This window comes from Micromonospora sp. WMMD882 (assembly GCF_027497255.1).
In the GTDB taxonomy this organism is placed as follows: domain Bacteria; phylum Actinomycetota; class Actinomycetes; order Mycobacteriales; family Micromonosporaceae; genus Micromonospora.
On sequence record NZ_CP114903.1, the window covers coordinates 2,052,209 to 2,076,055 of the forward strand.

At 70.7% G+C, this 23,847-nt stretch carries 16 protein-coding genes, 3 rRNA genes and 1 pseudogene; 3 read left to right on the top strand and 17 right to left on the bottom strand.

Features of this window, described 5'->3' with window-relative positions; translation table 11 throughout:
- Window positions 1–75: 75 nt before the first annotated feature.
- The 10 genes and pseudogenes from O7606_RS08040 to O7606_RS08085 form a co-directional block, all read right to left on the bottom strand.
- A pseudogene (locus O7606_RS08040) lies at window positions 76–1,182 on the bottom strand (glycosyltransferase family 4 protein); the annotation flags it as partial.
- On the bottom strand, window positions 1,179–2,843 hold the full coding sequence (locus tag O7606_RS08045) for a lipid II flippase MurJ (RefSeq protein ID WP_348651138.1): 1,665 nt from the start codon (window positions 2,841–2,843) through the stop codon (window positions 1,179–1,181). The gene O7606_RS08045 and the pseudogene O7606_RS08040, both read right to left, overlap by 4 nt.
- 1 nt (window position 2,844) lies before the next feature.
- A complete protein-coding gene (locus O7606_RS08050; protein WP_281598435.1) occupies window positions 2,845–3,708 on the bottom strand; it encodes a hypothetical protein in 864 nt (287 codons plus the stop codon).
- 61 nt (window positions 3,709–3,769) lie between these two features.
- Window positions 3,770–4,702, bottom strand: a complete 933-nt coding sequence (locus O7606_RS08055; RefSeq protein WP_281598436.1) for a copper transporter — start codon at window positions 4,700–4,702, stop codon at window positions 3,770–3,772.
- A gap of 27 nt (window positions 4,703–4,729) precedes the next feature.
- Window positions 4,730–5,908 (bottom strand): putative cytokinetic ring protein SteA, encoded by a 1,179-nt coding sequence (gene steA / locus O7606_RS08060; protein ID WP_281598437.1) that lies wholly within the window; start codon window positions 5,906–5,908, stop codon window positions 4,730–4,732.
- A gap of 118 nt (window positions 5,909–6,026) precedes the next feature.
- A complete protein-coding gene (gene recN, locus O7606_RS08065) occupies window positions 6,027–7,784 on the bottom strand; it encodes a DNA repair protein RecN (RefSeq protein WP_281599548.1) in 1,758 nt (585 codons plus the stop codon).
- 108 nt (window positions 7,785–7,892) lie between these two features.
- Window positions 7,893–8,780 (bottom strand): NAD kinase, encoded by an 888-nt coding sequence (locus O7606_RS08070; protein ID WP_281599549.1) that lies wholly within the window; start codon window positions 8,778–8,780, stop codon window positions 7,893–7,895.
- Between the two features lie 22 nt (window positions 8,781–8,802).
- Window positions 8,803–9,606 (bottom strand): TlyA family RNA methyltransferase, encoded by an 804-nt coding sequence (locus O7606_RS08075; RefSeq protein ID WP_281598438.1) that lies wholly within the window; start codon window positions 9,604–9,606, stop codon window positions 8,803–8,805.
- A gap of 20 nt (window positions 9,607–9,626) precedes the next feature.
- Window positions 9,627–9,953 carry a hypothetical protein gene (locus tag O7606_RS27600; RefSeq protein ID WP_348651139.1) on the bottom strand — a complete coding sequence of 109 codons (327 nt, stop codon included), beginning with the start codon at window positions 9,951–9,953 and terminating at the stop codon, window positions 9,627–9,629.
- Entirely contained in the window at window positions 9,940–10,719 is a 780-nt protein-coding gene (locus tag O7606_RS08085; protein ID WP_281598440.1) for a hypothetical protein, read from the bottom strand. Before O7606_RS08085 ends, O7606_RS27600 begins: the two co-directional genes overlap by 14 nt.
- Before the next feature lie 112 nt (window positions 10,720–10,831).
- Between O7606_RS08085 and O7606_RS08090 the strand changes: the two genes are divergently transcribed.
- Window positions 10,832–11,170 carry an SCP2 sterol-binding domain-containing protein gene (locus tag O7606_RS08090; protein ID WP_281599551.1) on the top strand — a complete coding sequence of 113 codons (339 nt, stop codon included), beginning with the start codon at window positions 10,832–10,834 and terminating at the stop codon, window positions 11,168–11,170.
- 23 nt (window positions 11,171–11,193) lie between these two features.
- On the opposite strand, the gene O7606_RS08095 is transcribed toward O7606_RS08090, so the two are convergent.
- Both O7606_RS08095 and O7606_RS08100 read right to left on the bottom strand, forming a co-directional pair.
- The gene (locus O7606_RS08095; RefSeq protein WP_281598441.1) at window positions 11,194–12,225 is read right to left on the bottom strand and encodes an HAD-IIA family hydrolase; all 1,032 of its coding nucleotides are present in this window, start codon (window positions 12,223–12,225) and stop codon (window positions 11,194–11,196) included.
- Window positions 12,222–13,178, bottom strand: a complete 957-nt coding sequence (locus tag O7606_RS08100; protein ID WP_281598442.1) for a tetratricopeptide repeat protein — start codon at window positions 13,176–13,178, stop codon at window positions 12,222–12,224. Before O7606_RS08100 ends, O7606_RS08095 begins: the two co-directional genes overlap by 4 nt.
- Between O7606_RS08100 and O7606_RS08105 the strand changes: the two genes are divergently transcribed.
- Window positions 13,101–14,483: a hypothetical protein gene (locus O7606_RS08105; RefSeq protein ID WP_281598443.1), complete on the top strand. Its 1,383-nt coding sequence runs from the start codon at window positions 13,101–13,103 to the stop codon at window positions 14,481–14,483. The genes O7606_RS08100 and O7606_RS08105 overlap by 78 nt on opposite strands.
- A 441-nt stretch (window positions 14,484–14,924) precedes the next feature.
- On the opposite strand, the gene rrf is transcribed toward O7606_RS08105, so the two are convergent.
- The 4 genes from rrf to tyrS form a co-directional block, all read right to left on the bottom strand.
- Window positions 14,925–15,041 (bottom strand): 5S ribosomal RNA (rrf, locus tag O7606_RS08110).
- Between the two features lie 79 nt (window positions 15,042–15,120).
- Window positions 15,121–18,228: ribosomal RNA gene (locus O7606_RS08115) — 23S ribosomal RNA — on the bottom strand.
- Window positions 18,229–18,581: 353 nt separating this feature from the next.
- Window positions 18,582–20,096 (bottom strand): 16S ribosomal RNA (locus O7606_RS08120).
- Together the 16S, 23S and 5S rRNA genes form the textbook arrangement of a ribosomal RNA operon.
- Before the next feature lie 613 nt (window positions 20,097–20,709).
- A complete protein-coding gene (gene tyrS, locus O7606_RS08125; protein ID WP_281598444.1) occupies window positions 20,710–21,996 on the bottom strand; it encodes a tyrosine--tRNA ligase in 1,287 nt (428 codons plus the stop codon).
- A gap of 136 nt (window positions 21,997–22,132) precedes the next feature.
- Between tyrS and O7606_RS08130 the strand changes: the two genes are divergently transcribed.
- Entirely contained in the window at window positions 22,133–22,486 is a 354-nt protein-coding gene (locus O7606_RS08130; RefSeq protein WP_281599553.1) for a PaaI family thioesterase, read from the top strand.
- A 24-nt stretch (window positions 22,487–22,510) separates the two neighbouring features.
- On the opposite strand, the gene O7606_RS08135 is transcribed toward O7606_RS08130, so the two are convergent.
- Window positions 22,511–23,830 carry a hemolysin family protein gene (locus O7606_RS08135; RefSeq protein WP_281598445.1) on the bottom strand — a complete coding sequence of 440 codons (1,320 nt, stop codon included), beginning with the start codon at window positions 23,828–23,830 and terminating at the stop codon, window positions 22,511–22,513.
- Between the last annotated feature and the right edge of the window lie 17 nt (window positions 23,831–23,847).

Sequence of the window (23,847 nt, forward strand, 5' to 3'; positions counted from 1 at the left end):
CGGTCCGGACCGCGGCCCGGTCGGCCGGGTCGGCCCGGCGTGCGGCTCGACCGGCCCGGATCGCGGCCCCGGCGGCGGCGCGAGGTCGGCGTAGATCGCGACCAGAGCGGCCACCGTGTCCGCCTCGGTCGGCCAGTCGGCCGCCCGGGCCAGGCCACGGCGCGCCAGGTCGGCCCGGCGGGTCTCGTCGTCGAGCAGCGCGCCGACCGCCCGGTCGACCGCCTCGACGTCGCCCGGCGGCACCAGCACCGCGGCGTCACCGACCAGCTCCGGCAGGCCACCCACGTCGGTCGCCACCAGCGGCACGCCGGCCCGCAGCGCCTCCTGCGCGAACAACTGGCGGGCCTCCCAGTCGCTGGTCACCACGGCCAGATCCGCCCCGGTGAGCAGGTCGGCCACGTCGGCGCGGTGCCCGAGCAGGGTCACCGGCGCGCGGGCGGCGGAGATCCGGGCGGCCAGCGGCAGGTACGCCGGACCGCTCCCGGCGATCACCACGACCGGGGGCGGGGTCCGGTCCCGCCACCGGCCGGCGGCGTCGACCAGCACGTCGTACCGTTTCTGCGGGTGCAGCCGGCCGACCGAGAGGATCAACGGCTGGTCGGCGGCGACACCGAACTCGGCCCGCACCGCCGACCGCCGCCGGCGCGGCACGGGCAGCGCGGGCGCGGCCACCGGGGCGAGCCGGACGTCGGCGGCGCCCACCGCGGCGACCCGGGCCACCAGGTCACTGGAGGCGCCCAGCGCCACCCGGGCCCGCCGGGCGACCAGCCGCTCCGCCAGCCCGGAGAGCCGACCCCGCAGCCCTCCCGCGAGCACGGCGTTGTGCCAGGTCACCACCAGCGGGGCGGCGGGTCGGGCGAGCGCCGCCACCAGACCGGCCCGCAACCCGTGCGCGTGCACCACGTCGACCGGCGAGGCGGCCAACGCCCGGCGCAGCGCCACCACCGCGCGCGCGTCGGCCGGGGTCGGGCTCGCCGGGATCTCCACCGGGGTGAACCGCGCCCCCGCGCCCACGAAGTCGAACTGCTCCTGGGTGGCGGCGGGCCCGCAGACCAGCACGGACGCGCCACCGTCGACCAGCCCCCGGGTCACCGAGCGGACGTGCTGACCGACCCCGCCGGTGCTCGACGCGAGCAGCAGGGCGACCGTGCCCGGCCACCCGGCCTGACTCCTGGCACTCACCGATTCACCTCTCGTCCTCGCCGCGTCCGACCCGGGCCGCCGGCCCGTACCCGGCCGGGGAGCCGGCGGAGCACACCGGCCAGCAGCGGCCGGACGTCCCGCCGATCGGCCGGGTACGCCACGGCGAGGAACACGACACCCACCACGACTCCGGACAGCATGCCCGTACCCAACGCCCCGGCTGTCGTCGGGGTGCCGTCACCGACCCCGGCCAGCGCCCGGGCCACCCCGACCCCGGCGAGCGCGGCCACCGACCCGGCGAGCAGCCCGGCCGCCCCGGCGCGGGCGCTGCCGGCGAGCGCCGCCGGGCCCGCCGACCGCCGCGCCGCGACCAGCAGCAGCGCGCCGAGCAGCAGCATGCCCGCGCTGTTGGCGACGGCGACGGCGAGGACCCGGTCGTCGACCGGGAGCAGGACGCCCAGCGGCACCGCGACCGCCGGCACGGCCAGCCAGCCGACCGTGATCGCCACGGTGGCCGCCCGGGTGTCGCCCCGGGCGTAGAGGGCACGGGAGAGCACCGCGAACAACCCGTAGCCGAGCAGGCCCGGCGCGTACCCGACGACCGCCGCGGCGGCCGGCCCGGCCGACGACTCCGGCAGGAAGAACGCGGCGACGGGCTGCGCGGTGCCGACCAGCGCCGCCGCGCCGAGGCAGCTGAACAGCAGCACCCCGCGAACGGTCGGCGCGAGGGTCGCCCGGTAGCCGTCGGCGTCTCCGCCGGAGGCCGCCGCCGCGAGCGTCGGATACGCGGCCACCGCCAACGGCACCGCCAGCACCGCCCAGGGCAGCAGGTACACCGTCTGCGCCAGGTTGAACGCCGCCGGCGCGTACACCGGACCGAACGAGACCTGGTTGATGATCACCAGCAGGGCGAGGTTCTGGGCGGTCACGGTGACCGCGCCGGCCACCGCCAGCCCGCCGACCCGGGCCCGCGCCCGCGGCTCGAAGGCGTACCCGGGCCGCGGGCGCACCCCGAGCCGGCGCAGCGGCGCCAGCAGCGACAGCGACAGCACCACCACGCCGAGGGTGGTGCCGCCGGAGAGCACCAGCTCGTCGGCGAGACCCACGTCACCGATCCCGGGCAACCTGCCGGCCCGCCAGAGGAAGGTCAGGTACACCACGATCACGGTCAGGCTGGACAGCAGCGGCGCCAGCACCGGCCAGGCGAACCGACGGTGTGCCTGGAGCACCCCGGTGAGCACGATGCCGACCCCGTACAGCGGCAACTGCGGGGCGAACACCTGGAGCATCCGCGCGCCGGTGGCCTGCTGGTCGGCGGTGAGACCGTCGCCGACCAGCCCGACCAGCGGCCCGGCCGCCACGGCCACCAGCACCGCCAACGGCACCAGCAGGGTCAGCGTCCAGGTCAGCAGCGCGCCGGTGGTGGCGGCCACGGCCGCCCGGTCGCCGGCCGCCACCGCCCCGGCGAGCAGCGGCACGACCAGGCTGGCCAGCGCGCCGCCGGCCACGATCTCGAAGACGATGTTGGGGACGGTGTTCGCGACGAGGTACGCGCCGCCCAGGTCGGTCGGCCCCACCACCCAGGTGAAGACCGCGGTACGGGCGAACCCGGCGAGCCGGGCGGCGACGGTGAGGACGGCGATGAGCGCCGCCGCTCCGGCGAGGCGCCCGGCCGCGGCGAGGGGTGCCGGCGCGCTCACGTCAGACCGGGCGCCGGCCCAGCGCGTCGAGCTCACGCAGCCCCGGGGTCCGCTGGATGACCTGGGTGAAGCTGACCTTCTCGCTGGCCGCGGTGAGCCCGGCGAGCACCGCCAGGAGGCCGGCCCGCCCGACCGGCCCGGTGCGGGCGGCCAGCGCCACACCGAGCACCGCGCCGAGCGCGTTGGCCCCGCTGTCGCCGAGCATCACCTGCTCGTCCAGGTCATCGCGGATCAGCCCGGCGGCGGCCCCGACCGCGCCGGCGGCGAGCCCGCCCTGCCGGCCCCGGGCCAGCGGCGCGCCGAGCAGGATGCCGGACTTCAACGCCCGGCCGGGACGCAGGTCGAGCAGGTTCAGCAGGTTCGCGGTGCCGGCGACCACTCCCGCGCCGAGCAGCACGTCGGTGGTCCGGCCCAGGGGGCCCTGGCGTCGGCGACGACGGTGCCCGGCCACCGTCGGATCGGCGGCGAGAAGGGCGGCGGCGGCCAGCCCGGCCAGCCCCACCCCGGCGACCTTGACCAGGCCCGCGGTGACCATGCCCTCGCGCAGCGCGGCCAGGTGACCGGCGAAGCCCTTGGCCGCCTTCTGCTCGGGACGGGACCCCACCACGTCGTCGTAGAGCCCGACCGCGCCGGCCCCGAGCCCGGCGACCAGGACGGCCGCCCCGGCGGCGGGGCCGGGCGCGCCGAACGCCGCGCCGGTGGCCGCCCCGGCCGCCAGCGCCGGGCCGGCGGCCAGGGTGACCGTCGCGCCCCGGAAGTTGGTGCGCTCCAGGGCTGGCGCGTACGGCGTGGCGCGGACCTCGCGTAGCAGGTAGCGGGCGGCGACCGCGCCGACTCCGGCGGCGAGCAGCCGACCGGCGCTCATGCCGACCACCACCGGCGGCGGGCGGGGCGGGCGGAGACGGACATCCGGGCGCTTCGTTCGCTCACTTGGGCAGTGTAGGCACCAGGGATCCGGCGCCGTCGCCCACGCCGTACTGTCCGGCCTTCTTCTCGGTGAGCTGCTGCACGAGGGCGAGTACGGTGACCAGTTGGCCCTGCACGGTGTTGGCGTTGTCGACCGTGGAGACGGTCTGCGCGAGCACCGGGTCGGCCCGGACCACGGCGACCAGGTTGCCGCTGGTCGAGCCGTTGCCGCCGACGACGATGGCGCCGGTCCGGTCGAACTGCTCGGCGATCTTCACCACCGACTCGTCCTTGCGCGCCGCCTCCTTGTCCACGTACGGCTGGCCGCTGACCACCACGACGGCCTCGGCGGCCCCGGTGACCCCGTCGGCGGCGGCGAGGTACCCGGCGTTGCTGTAGGCGGCGAGCACCGCCTTGCGGTCCGGCTCGCTCACCGGCGGCGTGTGGTCGAGCAGCACGGTGGCCAGCAGGGCGCTGGAGGTCTCCACGCCGTGCCCGTTGCCGGGCAGTCCGTCGGTCGGGGCGCCGGTGGGGCCGGCGGCGGTCTGGGCCAGCTCCAGCAGGTTGCTGTTGTTGTCCGGGGTGATGAACTTGTCCTGGACGTCCACCCGGCCGGTGACGTTGGCCCCGGCGAGCTGGAGCATCCTCAGCACCCCCTCGGTGTGGTCCCGTCCGGTGGGCAGGCTGAGCACCAGGACCCGCTTGCCGGTGAGCGAGCCAGGCAGGAACGCCTGGGCCATCTCGGCGGCGAACTCCTCCTCCAACTCCAGTTCGCGTTCCATGTCGTTGACCGCCTGACGCATCAACTGGTTGTCCTTGCGCAACGAGTTGACGGTCTCCTTCAGCGAGTCCGCGACCGGACCGTTGAGCGCGGCGGTGCCGACCACCAGGCCGATCGCCAACGCCAGGAACACCGCGGTCAGGGACACCACGTGGTAGCGAAAATTGATCACGCTTGCAGCCTCTTGATCGGTCGGGAGCTAGAAGAGCTGGCCGAGCTGGAACACGAAATTGTCCCACCACTCCGAGACCACGCCCAGGTAGGCCTTGCCGACGGTGGAGACGGCCACCGCGGAGGCCATCGCGGCCACCGCGGACAGGACCAGCAGCAGCAGGGACGATCCGGAGATGCTCTGCCGGTAGAGCCGGCTGACGCCCTTGGCGTCGACCAGCTTCCCGCCCACCTTGAGCCGGGTCAGGAACGTCGAGGCCATGCCACCGCGCCCCTTGTCGAGGAACTCGACGAGGGTGGCGTGGGTACCCACCGCGACCAGCAGGGACGCGCCCTTCTCGTCGGCGAGCAGCATGGCCAGGTCCTCGCTCGTGGCCGCCGCCGGGAAAGTCTGCGCCCGCACCCCCAGCCCCTCGACCCGGGCCAGACCCGGCGCCCGCCCGTCCGGGTACGCGTGCACGATCACCTCGGCGCCGCAGCGCAGCACGTCGTCGGTGACGGAGTCCATGTCACCGATGATCATGTCGGGGGTGTAGCCCGCCTCGACCAGCGCGTCCGCGCCACCGTCGACGCCGATCAGCACCGGCTTGAACTCCCGGATGTACGGCCGCAGCACGTCCAGGTCTTCCTTGTAGTCGTAGCCGCGCACCACGATCAGACAGTGCCGCCCCCGGATCGGGGTCTGGATGTCGGGCACGCCGACCCCGTCGAGCAGCAGGTCGCGCTCCTGCCGGAGATAGTCCATGGTGTTGGCGGCGAACGCCTCCAACTGCACCGACAGCCCCTCCCGGGCGTCGGACATGGCCTTGGCCACCGTCTCGGCGTCCTGCAGGATGCCGTGCGCCACCGGCTCCTCGCCGACGAAGACGGTGTTCCCCTCGACGCGCACCACGTCGCCCTCGCGGATCCGCTGGAAGACGCTCTCCCCCAGGTCGTCCAGGAGGGGGATGCCGGCGGCGACCAGCACCTCCGGCCCCAGGTTCGGATAGCGACCGGAGACCGAGGGCTTGACGTTGAGCACGGCGGCGACCCCGACCGCCACCAGCGAGTCGGCGGCCACCCGGTCCAGGTCGACGTGGTCGATCACCGCGACCTCGCCCGGCCGCAGCCGGCCGACCAGACGTTTCGTGCGACGGTCGAGGCGCGCGACGCCGGCGACCGAGCCTGGTTCCGCGCTACGGGTACGGCGCAAGGTGGGTAGACGCATCGGGACCATCCTGGCATGGGGAACAGGGTTTTCCACCGCGACATGCCTGAGCAGGGCCGCCTACCCAGGGAAGCACACCGGAGCGCACGCCGGTGTGGCTGCGCTCACAAACGCCGGGTCAGGGCCGCCGTTCCCGGGATGCCACCGCCAACAACTCCTCCGCGTGAGCGATACCCAAATCGGAGTCGGGCAAACCGGCGAGCATCCGGGCCAGCTCCCGGGCCCGCTCGGTGTCCTCCACCACCCGCACCCCGCTGGTGGTCACCGCGCCGCCGGTGTCCTTCGCCACCACCAGGTGCCGGTCGGCGAACGCGGCCACCTGCGGCAGGTGGGTGACCACCAGCACCTGGTGGCTGCGGGCCAACCGGGCCAGCCGACGGCCGATCTCCACCGCGGCCTGACCACCCACCCCCGCGTCCACCTCGTCGAAGACCAACGTGGGCGGACCACCCGAGCCGGCGAACACCACCTCAATGGCGAGCATCACCCGGGACAGCTCGCCACCGGACGCGCCCCGCTGCAACGGCAACGACGGGGCGCCCGGATGGGCCAGCAGCCGCAACTCCACCTCGTCCACGCCGTCCGGCCCGACGCCGACCTCCGACCCGTCCACGGTCAGGGTCGGCTCGGTCCGCCCGACCGGCCGCGGCAGCACCGCCACTTCGATGCGGGCGTGCGGCATCGCCAACCCGGCCAACTCGACGGTGACCTCCCCGGCGAACCGGTCCGCCGCCTCCCGGCGGGACGCCGACAGCCGACCGGCCAGGTCGGCCACCTCGACGGCCAGCCGCTGCCGCTCCCGGTCCAGCTCGTCGAGGAACTCGTCGGAGGTGTCCAGGTCGGCCAGCCGGGCCCGGGCCCGCTCCGCCCACGCCACCACCCCGTCGACGTCGTCGGCGTACTTGCGGGTCAACGCGCGCAGCGCGGCCCGACGCTCGTAGATCACCTGCAACCGGGCCGGGTCGGCGTCCAACGCCGCCAGGTACGCCGACAGCTCCGCCGAGACGTCCCCGACCAGCGTCGCCGCCTCCTCCAACCGGGCCGCCAGGTCGGCCAGCGCCGGATCCGTGCCGGCCTGCGCCTCCAGCGCCCGGCGGGCAGCGCCCAGCAACGCGGTCGCGTCCGGGACCTCGTCGGTCGGCTCCGCTCCCCCGGCCACACACTGGTGCGCGATCTGCGCGGCGGTCCGCAACCCCTCGGCGTGCTCCAGCCGCTGGGCCTCGACCTTCAGCTCGTCGTCCTCGCCCGGCTGCGGATCCACCCGGGTTATCTCGTCCAGGCCGAGCCGGAGCAGGTCCGCCTCCTGGTGGCGCTCCCGGGCGTTGCGCCGCCGGTCGGCCAGGTCGTCGACCACCCGCCGCCACCGGCCGTACGCCTCACGCAGCTCGTCGAGGAGCTTCTCGTGCGCCGGCCCGGCGAACCGGTCCAGCGCGGCCCGCTGCTCCGCCGGCCGCAGCAGCCGCAACTGGTCGGACTGACCGTGCACCGCCACCGCCTGCTCGCCGACCTCACCCAGCATCGACACCGGCATGCTCCGCCCGCCCAGGTGCGCCCGGGAACGTCCCTCCACGGTGACCGTACGGCTCAGCAGCACCGAACCGTCCTCGTCCGGCTCACCGCCGGCGTCGACGATCCGGGCGTGCACCGACGCGGCCACCCGCCCGGCGAGACGCAGCCGCCCCTCGACCACCGCCCGACCCGGCTGGGCGCGGACCCGGCCGGCGTCGGCCCGACCGCCGAACAGCAGCCCGAGGCCGGTGACGACCATGGTCTTGCCGGCGCCGGTCTCGCCGGTGATGACGTTCATGCCGCCGGTCAACGGCAGCGTGGTGTCCTCGATGACGCCCAGTCCGGTGATGCGCAGCTCTTCCAGCACAGCCACCGACAGTAGACGCGGTCGGTGACAGTTGACCAGCCGACGCGACCCGGGCTGTGGACAACCCGGGCGTGGATCAGGACCGACCCGGAGCCGGGGAGACCGGACTCACCTGCGGTTGCCCCGCCAGCCGTGCACCGGCAGGCCGAACTTCGCCACCAACCGGTCGGTGAAGGAGCGGGCCCGCAGCCGGACCACCCGCACCGGCAGCGTGCCCCGACGGACGGTGACCCGCGCCCCCGGCGGCAGGTCGTACACCCGCCGGCCGTCGCAGCTCAACACCGCCAGGGTGGTGAACGGGTCCACGGTGATCGAGAAGATCGACGTCGGCGCGGTCACCAGCGGCCGGCTGAACAGGGCGTGCGCGCTGATCGGCACCAGCAGCAGCGCCTCCACCTCGGGCCAGACCACCGGGCCGCCCCCGGAGAACGCGTACGCGGTGGAGCCGGTGGGCGTGGCGCACACCACCCCGTCGCAGCCGTACCGGGACAGCGGCCGGCCGTCCACGTCGACCAGGAGCTCGAGCATCTGGGCCCGTTCCCCCTTCTCGACGCTCACCTCGTTCAGCGCCCAGGACTCGATGGTCGGGCCGCCCTCGAACTCGGCGGTCACGTCGAGGGTGAGCCGTTCGTCCACGGTGTAGTTGCGCTCGACGACGTCCCGGACGGCCAGGTCCAGGTCGTCGATCTCCGCCTCGGCGAGGAAGCCGACCTTACCGAGGTTGATCCCCAGCAGCGGAGCCTTCGCCGGGCGCGCCAGCTCCGCCGCCCGCAGGAACGTGCCGTCCCCGCCGAGCGCGAACACGATCTCGGCGCCCTCCGCGGCGTCCGGCCCGCTCACCGGCACCACGCCGGCGGGCAGGTCCAGGTCGTCGGCCTCCTCGGCGACCACCCGCACCTCGAAACCGGCCGCGACCAGGTCGGCCGCGACCGCCCCGGCGTGCTCCGTGCTGCGCCGTCGGCCGGTGTGGGTCACCAGCAGGGCCGTCCGGCTCACCGGGTCAGTCACGCCCACCGCCTCACCCTCTCTGTCCGGCCAGCACGACCGACCGGACCCGCTCCGGGTCGGCCGCTGGGGCGTCCCCGCGTAACCATACGAAGAACTCGACGTTGCCGCTGGGCCCCGGCAGAGGACTGGCCGCCACGTCCACCAACCCGAGACCGAGGTCCGCCGCGGCGGCGGCCACGTCGAGCACCGCCTCGGCGCGCAGGGCCGGATCCCGGACCACCCCGCCCGCGCCGACCCGTTCCCGGCCCACCTCGAACTGCGGTTTGACCATCAACGCCAGATCGCCGTCCGACCGGGTGCACCCGGCCAGCGCCGGCAGCACCAACCGCAGCGAGATGAACGACAGGTCGGCGACGGTGAGGTCGACCGCCCCGCCGATCGTCCCGGGCGTCAACGTCCGCACGTTGGTCCGCTCGAAGACCCGGACCCGCTCGTCGGTACGCAACGGCCAGGCCAGCTGCCCGTACCCCACGTCGACGGCCACCACCTCGGCCGCGCCGGCCCGCAGCAGCACGTCCGTGAAACCCCCGGTCGACGCGCCGGCGTCGAGACAGCGCCGGTCGGCGACCACGAGCCGGGTGAACGCGGCAAGCGCGCCGGCCAGCTTGTGCCCGCCCCGGGAGACGTACTCGGAGGTCGGGTCGTCCCCGGTGACCAGCAGCGGATCGGCCGGGTCGACCATCGCGGCGACCTTGTGGGCCACCACCCCGCGAAGCTGGACCCGGCCCGCCTCCACCAGGCCGGCGGCCTGCTCCCGGGACCGGGCCAGACCGCGGCGGACGAGTTCGGCATCCAGCCGGTTGCGACGTGCCATGGGGTGCGGTTCTCCGTGGGTCAGGTCTGGTCGATGGTGGCGAGGGTTTCCCGCAGCGTCTGGTAGGCGGCCTCGTAGTGCGGGATCTGGTCGGCCGGGGTCAGGGCGGCGGCGTTCACGATCGCCCGCACAGCCGCGTCGACCGCCGGATGTGCGCCGTCGTCCGGCGTCGGGTCGACCACGTCGGCGCCGGTCACCGGATGCTCCGGCAGGGCCCGCGGCGGCAGGCCCGGCCGGCCGCCGACCGGCGGCCCGGGACGTGGACCACCCGGCGGCGGACCCGGCCGCGGCGACGCGTTCACCGCCGCGCCCCGACACGACACCCCGGCCGGCTCACGCCCCGCCACCGGAGGTCGTCGTCCCGGCGTCGCCGGACGTCCGCTGAGCTCCGTCCGGGGCCTCGCCGGGCGTCGTCGCCTTCCTCCCCGGCGTCCTGCGCGTCCTGGTGGCCCCCGCCGGGGCCTCCGCCCCGTCCTTCGTCGTCTCGGGATCCCGGGTCCCGGCCCTCCCGGAAGCCCCGTCCTTCGGCTTCGCGGGAGCCTGGCCCTGGGCCCTCGCGGGAGTCCCGTCCTTCGGCTTCGCGGGAGCCTGGGTCCTCGGCTGCTCCGGAGCCTGGGTCCTCGACTTCGTCGAGGGCTGGGCCTTGGACTTCGTCGGGCGACCGGTGGGCTCGGCCGCGGGCCGGACGACCACCCGGGCGTCGGCCGGCGCGGTGGCACGGCGCACCGCCGAGGGGGTTCTCTTCGCGACCGTGCCCCCGGCCGCGCTGCCGGGCGTCGCCGGACCGGCGACCCCGTCGGCCGCCGCCGGGATCCGTGCCTCCCGTAGCTGCCGCTCCAGCTCGTGGACCCGTCGGGTCAGCTCGGCGACCTCGTCCGCGGTGGCCAGCCCCACCGCGCCCAACGCCCGGTCCACCTCGAACCGCACCAGCTTGGTCAGCGCCTCCCGGTTTGCCGCGCTGGTCGCCACCAGCTCCTCGGCGAGCGCCTGCAACTGCGCGGCGGTCGCCCCGCCGGAGCCGACGACGCGCCGCACCGCGTCCTGTGCCTTCTTCCGGGGCGCCTCCGTGAGGCCCAGCGCCAGCTCGAGGTAGGCGCGCCACGCGTCCTGCATACCTGAGTCCTTCCGCGGGGGTCGGGATGTGCTGCTGTCACGCTACCGGGCCGGCACGGGTCCCCCGTGCGGTACCGTGCCGGGAGACGTGGCACGAGACGAGGGGGCGCCGGTGGCCAGCGTGGACGAATGCCGACAGGCGTTGCAGGATCTGGCCGCACGGCTGGACGACAACGCGGACCGGGTCCGCGACCGCATCGACCTGGATCGGACGCTGGCCTGCCGCGTCACCGACCTGGACGCCGCCTTCCACGGACGGCTGACCGGTGGCCGGCTCATCGATCTCGCCGACGGCGACGACCCGAAAGCGAAGATCGCGCTGATCGCCACCAGCGACGACCTGCTCGCGCTGGTACGCGGCGAACTCGACGTGACCCGGGCGGTGGCGGCCCGCCGAATCTCGATCAAGGCGAATCCGTTCGACCTGATGAAGCTCCGCAAGCTGCTCTGAGTCGTGCCGGGCCGGAGGGCGGCTCAGCCGGTCAGGTCGAGCGCCCGCAGCGCCTCCGCCGCCGCCGGGGTGGCCGGCCGGACCGGAAAGCCACCATCGGGGGGCGACGGCGCCGACCAGGCCGCCGCGCAGAGCACCGCCAGCGCGTCCAACGCAGCGCCGGCGCCGTCCAGCTCGATGGCGTCGACGCCGGCCACGGCCGACCAGCCGCCGTCGACCGACGACCCGGCCGGCACCCGCACCACGGCAGTCGGATCGAAAAGCCCGGACAGGTCGAAGGAGACGTACGTCGGACGGGCCAGCGGCGACGCCACCAGCAGGTCGGCGACCCCGCTGACCCCGGTCAGCACGAGCAGACTCGGCAGTCCGGCCCGGCCAGCCCCCTCGATGTCGGTGTCCAGCCGGTCGCCCACCACGAGACAGTCCGCGCCCTCGGCGCGGCGGGCGGCGGTCGCGAACAGAGCCGGCTCGGGCTTGCCCACGACCAGGTCCGGGCCCCGGCCGAGCGCGGTACGCAGCGCCGCGACCAGCGATCCGTTACCGGGCAGCGGACCACGGCCGCTGGGCAGCGTACGGTCGGTGTTCGTGGCGACCCACATCGCGCCGGCCCGGATCGCCACCGTCGCCTCCGCCAGATCGGCCCAGCCGACCTGCGGCCCGTAGCCCTGCGCCACCGCGACCGGTGACTCCTCCGCCCGTCCGACCGGGCGCAGCCCCACCTCGCTGATCTCGGCGCGCAACGCCTCGGCCCCGACGACCAGCACGGCGGAGCCGGCCGGAAACCGGTCCCTCAGCGCCTGGGCCGCCGCGGCGGCGGAGGTCAGCACCTCGTTTGCGCGCGCCGGCACTCCCATGCCGGTGAGCAGGTCCGCCACCTCCGACGAGCGGCGTGAGGCGTTGTTCGTCGCGTACACGACGGCATGGCCGCCGGCGTGCAGCCGCGCGACGGCCTCCACCGCGCCGGGGATCGGCCGGTCGATCAGGTAGATCACACCGTCGAGGTCGAAGACCACCAGCCGGTACCCGTCGACCAGGCCGCCCCCGCCACTGCTCACCGCTGGTCCGCCCCCGGACGTCCAGCGTCGTCCGCCGGCTCACCGTCGACCGGCCCGTCGGCCTCGGAGCCCGGCGCCGACCGCAGGTCCGCGCCGCTCACCGGAGCGTCGGCTCCGACGCCCGTCACCGCCGTTTCCGGACCGGTTCCGCTTGCCGGCACACCGCCGCTCGCCGCCGTGTCCCCGCCGACCTGGGCGTCGGCGACGGACTCCCCGCCAGCGCCGGCCGTGGAGACCCCCTCCCGGTCGGCCCGGGCTTCGTCGGCGTACTCCTCGTCGTCGTCGCTTGTCGTCGCGTCGTCGACGGCCGTGGAGACGTCGTCCTGGTCGGCCGGGGCCTCGTCGGCGTACTCCTCGTCGTCGCCCTCGATCACCACACCGTCGAGTTCCAGCAGCCGCTCGGCGGCGTCGGTCTCGTCGTCGGCGTCGACCTCGGCGGCCCGGGCGAACCACTCCCTGGCCTCGTCACGCCGGTCCACCGCCAGCAACGCGTCCGCGTACGCGTACCGCAGCCTGGCCGTCCACGGCTGGACCGCCTCGGTGGTCAGCTCGCGTACCTGGAGCATCGCCACCGCCGCGTCCTTCTGCCCGAGGTCCCCGCGGGCGCCCGCGGCGACGATCAGCAGCTCGGTCGCGACAGCAGGGTCGAGCGCCTCCTGGTCGGCGCCCCGGAACAGGTCGATCGCCCGCTCCGGGCGCCCCAGCGCCCGCTCGCTGTCGGCGAGCACCGCCAGATGGCTCTGGAGACCGGTCATCCGGTGGTACGTCCGCAGCTCGGCGATCGCCGTCTGCCACTCCCCCGCGTGGTAAGCGGCCAACCCGACCGCCTCCCGTACCGCCGAGATCCGTGCGGCCAGCCGGCGGGCGGCCAACGCGTGCGCGAGCGCCTCGGTCGGATCCTCGTCGATCAACTGACCGGTGGCGACCAGGTGCCGGGCGACGGTCTCCGCCACCGGCTTGTTCAGGGAGAGCAACTCCGCCCGGACGGCGGTGTCGAGGTCGCTCGCGGCGATCTCGTCCGGCAGCGTCGGCGCGACGGCCTGGTCGCCATCCTCACGTCGCCCCTCCCGGCGTGGGCCGTCGGTGTGCCCGCCGTCACGACGGCGGTCGTCGAACCGGCTCCGGTCGTCGCGACGGGGCCGGTCCGCGTGGCCGCCCCGGTCACCCTCCCGGTACGGCCGCTCCCGATCCCCGCCCCGGAAGTTCTCCCGAGGCGCCCGGTCGTTCCGGTCGCCACCGCGGAAGCCACCCTCACGACGGTCAGCGCCCCGGAAGCCACCTTCACGCGGGGCGCGATCGTCCCGACGGAAGCCACCCTCACGTCGGTCACCGCCCCGGAAGCCGCCCTCACGCGGGGCACGATCGTCCCGACGGAAGCCGCCGTCCCGCGCGGGAGGCGCGGAGCGGAAGCCGCCCTCGCCACGGTCGTCGCGCCGGAAGCCCCCTTCACGCGGAGCGCGGTCGTCCCGACGGAACTCGCCACCGTCACGGCGGAAACCACCCTCACGCGGCGGACCGGAACGGAAACCACCATCCCGACGATCCCCACCCCGGAAACCACCATCCCGCGGAGCACGATCCTCGCGGGGGCCACGGTCGTCACGGGGGGCCCGATCGTCACGTGCGGCCCGGTCGTCGCGGCGGAAACCGCCGTCACGGTCACCGCCACGGAAACCACCCTCACGGGGAGGACCCGACCGGAAACCGCCAGCACCACGGTCGTCACGCCGGAAACCGCCCTCGCGACGATCCCCACCACGATCGTCCCGGCGAGACTCCCCGCCCGTCCGACGGAATCCGTCCTCACGCGGGGCTCGGTCGTCGCGGCGGAAACCACCGTCACGGTCACCGCCACGGAAACCACCCTCACGGGGAGGACCCGACCGGAAACCGCCAGCACCACGGTCGTCACGCCGGAAGCCACCCTCGCGACGATCCCCACCCCGGAAACCACCGTCACCCCGATCGGCACCGCGGTAGCCCCCCTGGCGGGGGGCGTCGTCGCGGCGGAAACCACCAGGTCGGGTATCACTGTCCCGGCGGGGACCACCACGGGATCCGGTGTCGTCACGACCGTCACGACGGAAGCCATTGTCACGCGGGGCTCGGTCGTCCCGACGGAACTCGCCACCGTCACGGCGGAAACCACCCTCACGCGGCGGACCGGAACGGAAACCACCATCCCGACGATCCCCACCGCGGAAACCACTCTCACGCGAGCCGCGATCATCGCGGCGAACTCCCTCGCCCCGATCTGACCGGGGGAAACCACCCTCCGAACGGTCACCGCCGCGGAAGCCGCCCTGACGGCGGTCGTCGTCGCGGCGGAACGCGCCGCCTCGGCTGTCACCGTCCCGGCGAAAGCCGCCGCGCTCCCGGGAGTCACCGTCCCGGGGGCTTGACCGGAAATCTCCCGTACGGCGGTCGTTGCCACGGTAGCCGCCGCTGTCGCGACCGCCCCGTTCCGCGCCGCCCTGCCGGCCAGCGCCCGAGTCGCGGTCACCACGGTATGGCGGGCGATCGTCCCGACGCGCCGATCCCTCGCGCCCGCCAAAACGGTCAGCGCGGTCTTCGTAACGACGGGGACGATCTCCGCCCTGCGGTCCTGAACTCACAGGTACATCCTTCCTCAGTGCGCCACAACTGGCGCTACGCAGTCGAGGGCCGACCCCGGTGGGGCGGCCCTCGACTGGAAGATTGTCCGGCGGTGTCCTACTCTCCCACACCCTCCCGAGTGCAGTACCATCGGCGCTGGAGGGCTTAGCTTCCGGGTTCGGAATGTAACCGGGCGTTTCCCCTCCGCCATGACCGCCGTAACACTATCGACTTATCAAACACACACGAGCGTGGTGTTCGTTTGTCGTGAGTTGCACAGTGGACGCGAGCAGAATCTTTGTAGTCAAGTCCTCGGCCTATTAGTACCGGTCGACTGAACCCGTTACCGAGCTTACATCTCCGGCCTATCAACCCAGTCGTCTAGCTGGGGGCCTTACCCCTGTCACCAGGGTGGGATACCTCATCTTGAAGCGAGCTTCCCGCTTAGATGCTTTCAGCGGTTATCCCTTCCGAACGTAGCCAACCAGCCGTGCCCCTGGCGGGACAACTGGCACACCAGAGGTTCGTCCGTCCCGGTCCTCTCGTACTAGGGACAGCCCTTCTCAAGTATCCTACGCGCACGGCGGATAGGGACCGAACTGTCTCACGACGTTCTAAACCCAGCTCGCGTACCGCTTTAATGGGCGAACAGCCCAACCCTTGGGACCTGCTACAGCCCCAGGATGCGACGAGCCGACATCGAGGTGCCAAACCATCCCGTCGATATGGACTCTTGGGGAAGATCAGCCTGTTATCCCCGGGGTACCTTTTATCCGTTGAGCGACACCGCTTCCACACGCAAGTGCCGGATCACTAGTCCCGACTTTCGTCCCTGCTCGACCTGTCAGTCTCACAGTCAAGCTCCCTTGTGCACTTGCACTCAACACCTGATTGCCAACCAGGCTGAGGGAACCTTTGGGCGCCTCCGTTACCCTTTAGGAGGCAACCGCCCCAGTTAAACTACCCACCAGACACTGTCCCTGAACCGGATAACGGTCCGAAGTTAGATACCCAAATCAACCAGAGTGGTATTTCAAGATTGCCTCCACCCATACTGGCGTATGGACTTCACCGGCTCCCACCTATCCTACACAAGCTAATTCGGATACCAATGTCAAGCTATAGTAAAGGTCCCGGGGTCTTTCCGTCCTGCCGCGCGTAACGAGCATCTTTACTCGTACTGCAATTTCGCCGGGCCTGTGGTTGAGACAGTGGGGAAGTCGTTACGCCATTCGTGCAGGTCGGAACTTACCCGACAAGGAATTTCGCTACCTTAGGATGGTTATAGTTACCACCGCCGTTTACTGGCGCTTAAGTTCTCCGCTTCGCCCCGAAGAGCTAACAGGTCCCCTTAACGTTCCAGCACCGGGCAGGCGTCAGTCCATATACATCGAATTACTTCTTCGCATGGACCTGTGTTTTTAGTAAACAGTCGCTTCCCCCTGCTCTCTGCGGCCATACAACGCTCCACCCGCGCGGGGCTTCACGTCTCCGGCCCCCCTTCTCCCTAAGTTACGGGGGCAATTTGCCGAGTTCCTTAACCACAGTTCACCCGATCGCCTCGGTATTCTCTACCTGACCACCTGTGTCGGTTTGGGGTACGGGCCGCTCGGAACTCGCTAGAGGCTTTTCTCGGCAGCATAGGATCACTGACTTCACCTGAATCGGCTCGGCATCACGTCTCAGCCCTGTGCGCCACGGATTTGCCTATGGCACGGCCTACACGCTTACCCCGGCACAACCACCGGCCGGGCTCAGCTACCTTCCTGCGTCACCCCATCGCTTGACTACTACCCGCCAGGTTCCCACGCTCACCACACATGATCCGAAGACCACCTGCAGCTCGGATGGTTAGCACAACGAGGTTCATCACGGGCGCTCCTTCGCGGGTACGGGAATATCAACCCGTTGTCCATCGACTACGCCTCTCGGCCTCGCCTTAGGTCCCGACTCACCCAGGGCGGATTAGCCTGGCCCTGGAACCCTTGGTCATCCGGCGGAAGGGTTTCTCACCCTTCATTCGCTACTCATGCCTGCATTCTCACTCGTGCCGCGTCCACGACTAGGTCACCCCGTCGCTTCACCCCCGGCACGACGCTCCCCTACCCATCCACACACCTGCACGGCACATCAAGGCGCCGCGAAGTACCATGTGAATGCCACAGCTTCGGCGGTGTGCTTGAGCCCCGCTACATTGTCGGCGCGGAACCACTTGACCAGTGAGCTATTACGCACTCTTTAAAGGGTGGCTGCTTCTAAGCCAACCTCCTGGTTGTCTATGCGACCCCACATCCTTTTCCACTTAGCACACGCTTAGGGGCCTTAGCTGGTGATCTGGGCTGTTTCCCTCTCGACTACGAAGCTTATCCCCCGCAGTCTCACTGCCGCGCTCTCACTTACCGGCATTCGGAGTTTGGCTGATTTCGGTAAGCTTGTGGGCCCCCTAGACCATCCAGTGCTCTACCTCCGGCAAGAAACACACGACGCTGCACCTAAATGCATTTCGGGGAGAACCAGCTATCACGGAGTTTGATTGGCCTTTCACCCCTAACCACAGGTCATCCCCCAACTTTTCAACGTTGGTGGGTTCGGCCCTCCACACGGTCTTACCCGCGCTTCAGCCTGCCCATGGCTAGATCACTCCGCTTCGGGTCTAGAGCATGCGACTAAAACGCCCTATTCAGACTCGCTTTCGCTACGGCTCCCCCACACGGGTTAACCTCGCCACATGCCACTAACTCGCAGGCTCATTCTTCAAAAGGCACGCCGTCACCCCGCAAGGCTCCGACGGATTGTAGGCGAACGGTTTCAGGTACTATTTCACTCCCCTCCCGGGGTACTTTTCACCATTCCCTCACGGTACTCGTCCGCTATCGGTCACCAGGAAGTATTCAGGCTTACCAGGTGGTCCTGGCAGATTCACGGCAGATTTCAGGAGTCCGCCGCTACTCGGGAACACCCACAGAAGGTCAGCAACTTTCACCTACCGGACTATCACCGTCTACGGTCAGCCTTCCCAGACTGTTCGACTAGCCACTGACTTTGTAACTTCTCCAACACGTGTCAGCATGTTGAGCAGGGTCCCACAACCCCGACCACGCAACCCCTGACAGGTATCACACGCAACCGGTTTAGCCTAAATCCGCTTTCGCTCGCCACTACTCACGGAATCACTAAATTGTTTTCTCTTCCTACGGGTACTGAGATGTTTCACTTCCCCGCGTTCCCCCCATACACCCTATGTGTTCAGGTGCAGGTGACATCACATGACTGATGCCAGGTTTCCCCATTCGGACACCCTGGGATCACAGCTTGGTTGACAGCTCCCCCAGGCCTATCGCGGCCTCCCACGTCCTTCATCGGCTCCTGGTGCCAAGGCATCCACCGTTCGCCCTTGACAACTTGACCACAAAGATGCTCGCGTCCACTGTGCAATTCTCAACAAACGACCAACCCACAACCCACAGTCTCCCACCAGACCCGACAACCGCCGACGGTATGAGAAACCAGGCCATGCCTGGCAGTCACATCCAGAAGAAACCCACCACACAGGGTTGTTCCTTCAGGACCCAACAGGGTGCCCTACATTCCCACCAAGCCGCACCATCAACCCGTTCCCACCACCCCACAAGGCAGCTGTACTAGAATCTCAGGCCGTTGCCCAGCAAAAACTCACCAGTGTCTCCGCCATTCGAGCACCCCGACCCAACATTCGCAGGCCGCGGGCCCCATACCAGCTTTCGCCGGATGGTGCTCCTTAGAAAGGAGGTGATCCAGCCGCACCTTCCGGTACGGCTACCTTGTTACGACTTCGTCCCAATCGCCAGCCCCACCTTCGACGGCTCCCTCCACAAGGGTTGGGCCACCGGCTTCGGGTGTTGCCGACTTTCGTGACGTGACGGGCGGTGTGTACAAGGCCCGGGAACGTATTCACCGCAGCGTTGCTGATCTGCGATTACTAGCGACTCCGACTTCACGGGGTCGAGTTGCAGACCCCGATCCGAACTGAGACCGGCTTTTTGGGATTCGCTCCACCTCACGGTATCGCAGCCCATTGTACCGGCCATTGTAGCATGCGTGAAGCCCTGGACATAAGGGGCATGATGACTTGACGTCATCCCCACCTTCCTCCGAGTTGACCCCGGCAGTCTTCGATGAGTCCCCGCCATAACGCGCTGGCAACATCGAACGAGGGTTGCGCTCGTTGCGGGACTTAACCCAACATCTCACGACACGAGCTGACGACAGCCATGCACCACCTGTGACCGCCCCCGAAGGACCCCCCATCTCTGGAGGTTTTGCGGCCATGTCAAACCCAGGTAAGGTTCTTCGCGTTGCATCGAATTAATCCGCATGCTCCGCCGCTTGTGCGGGCCCCCGTCAATTCCTTTGAGTTTTAGCCTTGCGGCCGTACTCCCCAGGCGGGGCGCTTAATGCGTTAGCTGCGGCACAGGAAACCGGAGAGGCCCCCCACACCTAGCGCCCAACGTTTACAGCGTGGACTACCAGGGTATCTAATCCTGTTCGCTCCCCACGCTTTCGCTCCTCAGCGTCAGTATCGGCCCAGAGACCCGCCTTCGCCACCGGTGTTCCTCCTGATATCTGCGCATTTCACCGCTACACCAGGAATTCCAGTCTCCCCTACCGAACTCTAGCCTGCCCGTATCGACTGCAGGCCCGCAGTTGAGCCGCGGGTTTTCACAGTCGACGCGACAAGCCGCCTACGAGCTCTTTACGCCCAATAAATCCGGACAACGCTCGCACCCTACGTCTTACCGCGGCTGCTGGCACGTAGTTGGCCGGTGCTTCTTCTGCAGGTACCGTCACTTGCGCTTCGTCCCTGCTGAAAGAGGTTTACAACCCGAAGGCCGTCATCCCTCACGCGGCGTCGCTGCATCAGGCTTCCGCCCATTGTGCAATATTCCCCACTGCTGCCTCCCGTAGGAGTCTGGGCCGTGTCTCAGTCCCAGTGTGGCCGGTCGCCCTCTCAGGCCGGCTACCCGTCGTCGCCTTGGTAGGCCATCACCCCACCAACAAGCTGATAGGCCGCGAGCCCATCCCAAGCCGAAAAACTTTCCACCAACAATCATGCGACCGAAGGTCATATTCGGTATTAGCCCCCGTTTCCGAGGGTTATCCCAAAGCCTGGGGCAGGTTGCTCACGTGTTACTCACCCGTTCGCCGCTCGAGTACCCCGAAGGGCCTTTCCGCTCGACTTGCATGTGTTAAGCACGCCGCCAGCGTTCGTCCTGAGCCAGGATCAAACTCTCCAACAAAAACCTGTCGAAAAATCCATCCCGGCAACAAAAAGTGTTGCCAAAGGAATCCCCACCAACACAAACCACAAAGGTCTGCGCCAGCACGGCGGTATAACTAATTGGCACTGGCTTATCAAGCACCCTGTTGAGTTCTCAAAGAACAACCACACACCATCAGCAACCCCCACCACCGTGGAGACCCATCCGGGGCAAACCGTTCCCATCCCCGCCGCTCCCGCGCCGGGCACTTCTACTACGTTACCTCACCGTTTCCACCCCGTCAAACCGGTCTGACCCGATCTGACCCGACTTCACCCGGTTCAGCACCCACAACCCCAGACAGCAGCAAACCACCACACTGAGATCATCGGATTTGGCAGGCCGGCCGCCGCAGTCACCCGCAAGCACGCCCGGTTCCCTACCGATCGTCAACCATACCCGGCCAGTTCCGCCCCGCCAAATCGACCCCCAGGCCGACCCAACCGAACACCACCCGACACCACCCGCTCCGGCCTCCCAGGACCTTTGCCCTGTTTCGTCCGTTCCGCGCTGGCAGAGAGAAAGTTACGCGTCCAGCGGTTCCACCGTCAAATCCGCTGGACGCGTCCCGCGTCACATCATTGGCGGAAGGCTATTTACGCAGCTCAACGCCGGCAAACGACCGTTTACCGCGACGCAGCACCAGGTAACGCCCGTACAGCAGCACAGCCGGGTCGACGGTCGCGTCGCCCTCGGTGACCCGTTCGTTGTTCACGTACGCGCCGCCCTCCGCGATCACGCGGCGGGCCTCCTTGAGACTCGGCACCAGACCGGCGTCCCGGAGCAGGCCCGCGACGTCCGGCAGCTCCGTGAGCTCCACCAGCCCGGCCTCGGTCAGGGCCGCCCGCAGCGTCTCCTCCGCCAGGTCGTCCAACGCCCCCCGACCGAACAGCGCCTGGCTCGCGGCGACCGCCTGCGCCGTCTCCGTCGCGCCGTGCACCAGAGTGGTCAGCTCCTCGGCGAGAGCCCGCTGGGCGGCACGGGCCGCCGGACGTTCCGCCGTCGCCTTCTCCAGCTCCTCCAGCTCCGCACGGGACCGGAAGCTGAAGTACCGCAGGTACGGGCCGACGTCCCGGTCGTCGACGTTGACCCAGAACTGGTAGAAGGCGTACGGGCTGGTCATCGCCGGGTCGAGCCACACCGCGCCGCCCTCGGTCTTGCCGAACTTCGTCCCGTCGGACCTGGTCACCAGCGGGGTGGTGAAAGCCTGCACCGGCCCGGCGCCGCGACGCCGGACGTAGTCGACCCCGGCGGCGATGTTCCCCCACTGGTCGGAGCCGCCGAACTGCAAGTGGCAACCGTGCCGCCGGTGCAGCTCGAAGAAGTCGTGGGACTGGAGAAGCTGGTAACTGAACTCGGTGAAGCTGATGCCGGTCTCCAGCCGGGCCTTGACGACCTCCCGGGCCAGCATCCGGTTGACCGGGAAGTGCTTGCCCACGTCACGGAGGAACTCGACCACCGACATCTCGCCGGTCCAGTCCAGGTTGTTGACCAGGCGGGCGGCGTTCTCCCCGGTGTACGAGACGAAGGGCGCGAGCTGGTCGTGGATCCGGCGCACCCAACCGGCCACCACCTCGGGCGGGTTGAGGGTCCGCTCGGCGCTCTCCTTCGGGTCGCCGATCTGCCCGGTCGCGCCCCCGACCAGCAGCAACGGCCGGTGGCCGGCGAGCTGCAACCGCCGCGCCGTGACGACCTGCATGAGGTGGCCGACGTGCAGGCTGGGCGCGGTCGGATCGAAGCCGACGTAGTACGTGGCCGACCCGCTGTCGAGCAACGCGCGCAGCTCGTCGGGGTCGGTGGAGTCCTGGATCAGGCCCCGCCACCGCAGGTCGTCGGTCAGGGAGCCCCGCCCGGACGGCGGGAGGTTGCTATCGGTCACGATCACCGATTGTCCCCCATGGCGGCCGGACGGACGTACCGGGATTGCGCGACGGCCGCCCGGCTAGGCTGGTCGTCGCGCCGAGCGGGAGGAGCCGAGGGTGGACGGGTCGGACCGCGACGGAGGTCTCGTCGCCCTGCTCGGTCTGGAGATCGCCGCGGCCGACGGCGACCGGGTGGTGATCCGGTGGCGGGTCCGGCCCGAGCTGCGCCAGCCGTACGGCATCCAGCACGGCGGGGTCTACTGCGCGGTGGTGGAGACGGCGGCCAGTGTCGGCGCCGCGATCTGGCTCGGCGACCGGGGCCGGGTGGTGGGCGTCGCCAACCAGACCGACTTCCTCCGCGCGGTACGCGACGGTGAGCTGACCGCGGTGGGCACGCCGCTGCACCGGGGACGCAGCCAGCAGCTCTGGCAGGTGGAGATCCGCGACGAGGCGGATCGGCTGGTGGCGCGCGGTCAGGTCCGGTTGCAGAACCTCACCTCGGTGTGACGGCGGGCCCGTGGACGCGGGCGCTCACCGCTCGGCGGCGTCCAGGACGCGCTCGGCGTCGACCGGCTCGGCCTCCTGCCCGGGGCGCAGGCGCACCTGGGCGATGGCGTGGTGGTCGATGTCGGCCACCTCCAGTCGCCAGCCGTCGATGGTGACGTGCTCCCCCGTCTCGGTGGGGATGTGGCCGAGACAGGCGAGAAGCAGGCCGGCGATGGTGGTGTAGTCGCCCTCCGGGCGGCCCGGCAGCTCCACTCCGACGTCGACCAGGTCGTGCACCGGGAAGGTGCCCGGCAGCAGGAGGCTGCCGTCCGGCTCGGGCCGCACCGCGCGGACGTCCCGGTCGGTCTCGTCGTAGATCTCGCCGACGATCTCCTCCAGGATGTCCTCCAGGGTGACGATGCCGTCCACGGCGCCCCGTTCGTCCACCACTAGGGCGATGTGCTGGCGTTCCGCCTTGAACTGACGCAACGCGTCCACCACCGGCAGGGAGTCCGGCAGCAGCATCGGCGGGCGGGCGTACTCGTCGATCGGCCGGTCGTCGGGCACGCCGACCAGGTCCCGCAGGTGGAGCACGCCGACGGCGTCGTCCAGACCGCCGTGCCGGACCACCGGCGCCCGGGAGTGGCCGGAGGCGGCCAGCACCAGCCGGGCGGCCTCCGCCGTGGTGCCGCTGTCCAGGCAGAAGACCTGGAGGCGCGGGACCAGCACCGCCCGCAGCCGACGGTCGGCGATCTCCACCGCGCCGGCGATGATGGTCTGCTGCTCCTTGGTGAACCCGTGGTTGCCGGCGACGATGTCCCGCAACTCGTCGGGGCTGATCTCGTCACGCTGCGGCTTCGGGTCGACGCCGGCGAGGCGGACCACGACGTCGCTGGTGGCGCCGAGCGCCCACACGGCCGGGCGGGAGAAGCTGGCGAGCAGGTCGAGCGGCCGGGCGACCAGCAGCGCCCACCGCTCCGCCCGCTGCATGGCGATCCGCTTCGGGGCCAGCTCGCCGAACACCAGGGTGACGAAGGTCAACACGAGGGTGACCAGCACGATCGCCGCCGTTTCGGCGGCGCCGCCGAGGAAACCGAGCAGCGGCGTCAGGGGCCGGGCCAGGGAGACCGCCGCCGCCGCGGAGGCGAGAAAGCCGGCGAGGGTGATGCCGATCTGGATGGTGGCGAGGAAGCGGTTCGGGTCCTTGGCGAGCCTCGCCAGGACCCGGCCGGCGCGGCTGGCCCGCTCCAGGCGGTGCACCTGGCTCTCCCGCAGGGAGACCAGCGCCATCTCGCTGCCGGCGAAGAGCGCGTTCAGCACGACCAGGACTCCGACCAGGGCCAGTTGGCTCCAGTAGCTCTGCACGCCGGGCTCTCCTCACG